The organism is Noviherbaspirillum galbum (genome assembly GCF_010974945.1).
Taxonomy (GTDB): Bacteria; Pseudomonadota; Gammaproteobacteria; order Burkholderiales; family Burkholderiaceae_D; genus Noviherbaspirillum; species Noviherbaspirillum galbum.
The window spans coordinates 1-5947 of record NZ_JAAIVB010000081.1; the positions used below are offsets into that span (position 1 = coordinate 1).

Genomic DNA, 5947 nt, shown 5'->3' on the forward strand with positions numbered 1-5947 from the left:
GCAAATCCATCGAATAGGGAACGGGCATGATGGCACCTCTTCCGCAGGCAGGTGGCGATAAGACCTTTTATACCCGCAGATGTTCTCTTTGCTCACCTACCCTAAAGCTACCGGCAATCCGCTGTAGTAGTGATATTCAATTCCATTTTTGATCGACCCAACTACCTGAGCTTGATTCTCCGCACTTTCACTGAAGTTCATCAAGACTTCGGCAGTGGTCTGCTTGATTGGAACTCCCTTGTCAATAATGTTCATCCAAAAGTCTGTTTCGAACTGCTGAGGAGAGCGGTGCAAGACATTGTTATATAGCAGCGTTACAAATTGGAAGGTTGATGGGTTCGCTCCGTACAGAGATTGAAACTCTGCTGAAGCCATGAAGTTCTTTGCCATCTGCAGAAGGGGCGTTCCAGCATCCATCGCTTTGAGCTGCCAGCCAATCCCTGCGACGTCAGGTTTGCGGTTAAATGCGGCCTGATAAAGTCGGTAGGTCTGTCCAGCATTGTTTGACGTATCAAGCGCAATTGCTGCATCGGCAAATATGAGCCGCTCAACATTTGTCAAGGTATCTGTTCCCTCTACTCCGGTATTGTCAACAACGATATACCCCGCATCAGTTTTGGTGACGGCGAACTGGGATCGGTTCCCTGCGTACACGGCCGAGTCAATTCCGCCGCCTCCGATCAAGGTATCGTTACCGGCGTTACCTCTCAAGGTATCCCCAAGATTATTCGCGATGATCGTGTCATTAGCTGCGCCGCCGATAGCGATCCTGATGGGCGTTCCCGATGCGATGGTAAGAGGTGCATCATTCAGTAAAGAAGTCGTTGCACCGGTCAAATCTAAGCGGCAATCGCCGCCCAGCGCCGCGATATTGATTGTGTCGTTGCTCCCAAGAGGGTCCGAAAGCACTTTCCTAGCTTGTTCTTGCTGGGACACGGCGCCATACTCATTTGTATAGACGAACGTATGGCTGGGCGACGTGGGGGCTCCAATAAGGTTCAAGGTCCAGTTAAGCAATGTCCCGGTGTCTCCCGCCACCATATCCGATACGCCCAACTGCCATGTCCCAACCGAATCTTCACCCCAATCAAGCACCGTATCAAATGTAAAGTGAATATCGTTCTGACTGGAGCCATACGCACTCAATGCTCCCGCAGCGGGACGCCACAACAGGAAGCTCGTTGTGCCTTTTGGAGACCGAAGAAGGACCCCCAAGTCGCCAACGAATGGATGAGAGACGTTGACAGTAACATCGACGCGCTCAACCCGCATCGATTCAGTCACATTGATTGTGCTGTAGGCACCGCTAATAGGGGTCCCTTTGTTTTAGCTGCAAAAACCACCCGTACGCAAACCTAGGCTGGATGCGGCTTAAGGCGACCCACTTTTTATAAATTCCTTGCAAATCAAGTTGCTTCTGTCTCAGCGCTAAGCGTCACTCGTTCATTTCTTACAAAAACCCCGTTTTGTAACTACATCGAGCCTACTGGCCTTGTCTGGCTCGTTTCGCCACGATAATTTGGATTATCTGTTATTACTGCGGTGTTACATAACGTATTTTCATTCCATAGCGTTATGCATGAGCGATATAATCGCGTAAACACCTTCCCGGAACCCACCATGGCCCGTCTTGCTGCCTCCAGCCCTGAAACCATCCGCGCCACCATCCTGACCATGCTGGCCGAAGCCCATGACAGCCAGCCAGCGACCCGAGAGCGGTTTCGCCGTATCGTCTCCGTTCGCAAGCTGCGCGAACGCTTGGGTGCCGGCGACCCGGCAACGCTCGGCCGCGCGATCAACGCCATCGAGTCGGAGCTCGTGACCGCCGGCATGGCCGACATCGCGTTACCGGACATTCCCGCGGAGATCGCCGAACAAATGCGCCAACTCTGGCATGCCGCCGTGTCGGTCCAGCTTGATGACGTAGTCCGCCTCAAGCAGCAAGCCACCCAGTCGGTGGAACAGGCGCAGGCGGCGCAAGCCGATATGACGCTGCGTGTCGATGTGCTGAAGCAGGAAGTCACCGAGTTGCGCGCGCTGCTGGCCACCCGTGACACGGAACTGGCGCAGGCGCGCGCTGACCGTGCGGCGCTGTTGAGCCGTTTCGAATCACTGCAAGAAAATCACCAGGCCGCGTTGGACACCCTCTCTCCCCTGCGCGCGGAACTCGCCGCGATGGAGAGCGCCAAGGTGGAAGCGATCGCTGCCGCCCAGCAGCGTTATGAAGGACTGTCCCGCCAGCTGCTGCTGGAGACTGCCCAGCAGCGTCAGGCAGCGCAGCAGGAAGTGCAGCGGCTGTCGCAGCAGCTGCAGTTTGCCGACCGCCGTACGCAGGTTCTGGAAGCAGGCCTGGTCCAGGCACAGGCTGACGTGGCCGCCGAACGGACTGCTAAGCAAACGGCACTGGGAGAAGCAGCGGCGCTGAAGGCGGTCAATGCGAGCCAGCGTGCGCAACTCGACGAACTATTGCAGACCACGCTTGTGGCAGTCGCGCGGGCGACTGCCATCCAGGCGGACAAGACACGCAAGGTTCCGGCCAAGCGTTCAACGGCGCGCCGCAAAGGACCGTGATGACCAGCGAGATCTGGATCGACCATGGCACGTTGCCGCCGACGCCGTTGCCGCAGGACCCGGTTGTGGCACTGGGCTATCTGACCGATGTCCTGGGCCACGTCTGTTACGAACGCTGGACGCTGACCCGCCTGAAATCCGTGTTTGTTTCGCTGAGCAGTGCAAAGGCAAGCAAGCCGACGCTTTTTGCGTTGTTGATCGACCATAGCGAGGTGGTCGAATGGTGGGAATCAGGACGGGTTCGCACGGCTGCGGCGACAGAAGCGCCAGCGCCAGCGGTCGTTCTGGAGCGGTTGCTCCGGACACACCGAAAACGATTCCGCCAGCAGGAGGCACTGACCATTCAGGCCGCCGGCGCAGTGCAAAACAATGCTGGGGACGCTGTCATATTGAGCACTGGCTTGCCACCTGGCTGGCTGCAACGCCGCGGCCGCTACGTCAACAGGGTGGCCGACACCAATACACTGGCTGTCGACAACGACCTCGACGCGCTAGAGCTTTTTCTAAGGGACCGGGCCAGCCGGTCTCGGCATACACTGCGCGCCTATACATCGGAGCTGGCCAAGCTTGTGCAATGGTGCCTGGATCGCCAGTTGGGCCCTTTATCGGACCTGACGCGTGCCGATTTGCTGAGTTACAGGGAATCACTGGGAAAAGCGGTAGCCTCGATCGATGCGGATGGGCAGTCACGCGCTCGTACTTCCAGTGACAGCACCCGTGCCCGCACTTTGGCGGTCGTCGCCAGTCTTTATCAGTACTGGACCAGCACCGGATACCTTGTTGCCAACCCTGCCGTTGGCTTGTCGACTGCCGCCAAGCGGCGCAATGGCTTTGTGCCACATCGCTTGGTGCCTGACGACATTCTTGCTGCCTGCGACGACTTGGTGGCCAGCAGCGCTGAAGAAAAATCAGTCACATTGGAGGAGTTGCGGCGCCACGCTATTTGGGCACTGTACCGGTACGCCGGAGTGCGTCTGGCGGAGCTGGTTTGGTCGATCGAATCGGGCTTGCCGCGCCTGGAAGCGGAAACGGCAGAGCGATGGACGCTGCTAGTGCGGGGGAAAGGGGGCAAGGACCGGGCGATCCCGCTGCCGGGGCAATGCGTGGCGGTGTTGCAGCGCTACCGGGCGGCTCGGGGATTGCCGCCGACCCCAATGATGCATGAAAGCATACCGCTGATACATGGCATGAAAGGCGGATCGCTCCAGCAATCGGGCATGTACCAGCAGGTAAAAACGATCTTCGAGACGGTGGCTGAACAACTGGAAGCGCAAGGAGATGGACGGGCAATGCTGGTGCGGACCTGCTCCCCCCATTGGTTGCGTCACGCTTACGCCCGTGCGCTGGTCGTCGACCACAAGGTGCCGCTGCCGGCGGTACAGGCGCTGTTGGGACATGCGTCCGTACAAACGACCGCAGCATATGCGAAGACCGACTTGTCGCAGCTGCGGGCATTTGTAGAGCAAGGCTTTGAAGGGAAGAAATGACACAGTACTCCCGGTCAAGCGGGGTAATTGCCATCAAGCAGTTCAGGCTATGGCCGAAACCCTATCCAAAGCAGTCGTTACGGAAATAATCCTGACCTACGGCAATCGACCCTAACCCGTCCTTCATCTCTGCAGATAGCTGCCGCATCATGGAAAGGCTAGCCGCCACGTTCATTCAGCACCATGGGCTGAAAGGAGATGCCATGCTTGGTAACGGCTGGCTGGCTGGGAACAAATCCGAACCGCTTATACACTGGAACCGCACCAAGGCTCGAATTAACAGTAAAACGACCTGGGTTGCCCGCACGTACTGCCTGTGCCTTTGCCAACTGCCATAGGTTGCGCGCCATGCCACGGCCTTGAAATTCAGCAGTGATGAACAAATGGTAGAGGTGACTGTTATCCCGAACAGCGACCACGCCAACAAGCCGACCTTCCGATTCAGCTACCTGGTAGACAAAATTTGATGCTGTGACGTAGCCTTGGATTGCCGCTTTGCTGATGGATTGCATGAAGAGCTCAGCGCCTTCGCCGCCGGGTGCTACGAAGAACGGGTCGCTTAGGCCACGAATAAGTGCACTGATTTGTGAAGCATCTTCGATTGTGGCTATGCGTGCTTGCATGTCAGCTAAGTTGTAAGAGATTTAACTTGAAGTGCAAACTGCAAGAACTGCCTATCCTGCCATGCCAAAGTTGTCAAAGCAATACCATACTCGTTAAAGGCCTGACCGTCCGGAAATGGTCGGACTCGGCGGCAGGCTGGTACCGTGCTGCCGGCTGCTATAGGTCGCTTTGCCGACCTTCCCTTGCCACCGGCGAGGGGGCGGTGCCGCCCCGTTCCGGACGGTGCGCGGAGAAGAAAGCGGCAGTTGACCGGCCAGTGCAATCGCGGACGTCACTACCATTACATGCCGACCAGCACGAGCACGGCTGTGCAAAGCAAACCCGCCCAGCCAGGATGCTTACCTTTAGTGCTAATAAGGACTAACGCCGAGCCTGCAAACAAGGCGCCGACGATCGCATGGCTGATTCCAGAAGCAGACAAAAATGCATTGGAAGAATCCGCTAACCACCATTGAAGTAGCCCCCTAGAAGACAGGACCATCGGCATTCCTTAAACTAACGACTAGGAATGGACCTATGGATATGCCTATGCCTTCAGGAAGGAAGCAGGAAGTCGAAGTGATCACCGCAACCGAGCGCCGCAGACGCTGGACGCCACAGCAGAAGCTGGAATGGGTCCGACGCACGATGGAGCCGGGCATGTCGGTATCGCTGGTAGCGCGTGAAGCAGGCGTGACTGCCAGCCAGTTGTTCCAGTGGCGAAAAGCCTATACCGAGGGGTCTTTGGTGGCTGTTGGCGCCAATGAACCGGTGGTGCCCGCGTCGGATCTGCAGGAAGCGATGCGACGCATCAAGCAGCTCGAAGCAGCGCTCGGACGCAAGACCCTGGAGAACGAGATCCTCAAGGAAGCGATGGATTTCGCCAAAGGAAAAAAGTGGATTGCGCGCTCGCCTGTCTTGCCCGGGGACGACCAGTGAGGCTGGTCTGCGAAGCCCTCGGTGTTGCGCGCAGCAATGTGCTGGCAAGAAGACGGCGTCCAGTGGAGTGGATCGACCGGCGTACGGCACGCAGCAAGACCGATGACACGGTTGCGCTGCAGGCCATCCGGGCAGTTGTTCAGGACCAGGCCACCTATGGCTATCGGCGGGTCTGGGGCATGCTGCGGATGAATGGCATGCAGGACGGCAGGCCCATCAATCATAAACAATGGGATGGACTCCTCCTCCCCGCAAGGGGCACGCAAAGGTGTCACACTGGAGTTTCCACACAACCAGTCGAAGAAGGAGTCCGAGATGAAGCTTATCCGCATTGGCGTCGATTTGGC

6 protein-coding genes and 1 pseudogene are annotated in these 5947 nt (G+C 57.4%); 4 read left to right on the top strand and 3 right to left on the bottom strand.

Features of this window, described 5'->3' with window-relative positions; translation table 11 throughout:
* Positions 1 to 96 precede the first annotated feature (96 nt).
* Positions 97 to 1284: a DUF4214 domain-containing protein gene (locus tag G3574_RS26105; RefSeq protein WP_163968500.1), complete on the bottom strand. Its 1188-nt coding sequence runs from the start codon at positions 1282 to 1284 to the stop codon at positions 97 to 99.
* 336 nt (positions 1285 to 1620) lie between these two features.
* Here G3574_RS26105 and G3574_RS26110 point away from each other — a divergent pair, with 336 nt between their 5' ends.
* A complete protein-coding gene (locus G3574_RS26110; RefSeq protein WP_163968501.1) occupies positions 1621 to 2571 on the top strand; it encodes a DNA-binding protein in 951 nt (316 codons plus the stop codon).
* Positions 2571 to 4058, top strand: coding sequence for a tyrosine-type recombinase/integrase (locus G3574_RS26115; protein WP_163968502.1), 1488 nt, complete (start codon positions 2571 to 2573; stop codon positions 4056 to 4058). Before G3574_RS26110 ends, G3574_RS26115 begins: the two co-directional genes overlap by 1 nt.
* A 158-nt stretch (positions 4059 to 4216) precedes the next feature.
* Here G3574_RS26115 and G3574_RS26120 read toward each other — a convergent pair whose 3' ends face one another.
* Positions 4217 to 4681, bottom strand: coding sequence for a GNAT family N-acetyltransferase (locus G3574_RS26120; RefSeq protein WP_163968503.1), 465 nt, complete (start codon positions 4679 to 4681; stop codon positions 4217 to 4219).
* Positions 4682 to 4962: 281 nt separating this feature from the next.
* A complete protein-coding gene (locus tag G3574_RS26125) occupies positions 4963 to 5163 on the bottom strand; it encodes a hypothetical protein (protein WP_163968504.1) in 201 nt (66 codons plus the stop codon).
* 35 nt (positions 5164 to 5198) lie between these two features.
* Here G3574_RS26125 and G3574_RS26130 point away from each other — a divergent pair, with 35 nt between their 5' ends.
* Both G3574_RS26130 and G3574_RS26135 read left to right on the top strand, forming a co-directional pair.
* Positions 5199 to 5600, top strand: a complete 402-nt coding sequence (locus G3574_RS26130) for a transposase (protein ID WP_163968505.1) — start codon at positions 5199 to 5201, stop codon at positions 5598 to 5600.
* Positions 5601 to 5662: 62 nt separating this feature from the next.
* Positions 5663 to 5947 (top strand): annotated as a pseudogene (locus G3574_RS26135) (IS3 family transposase); the annotation flags it as partial.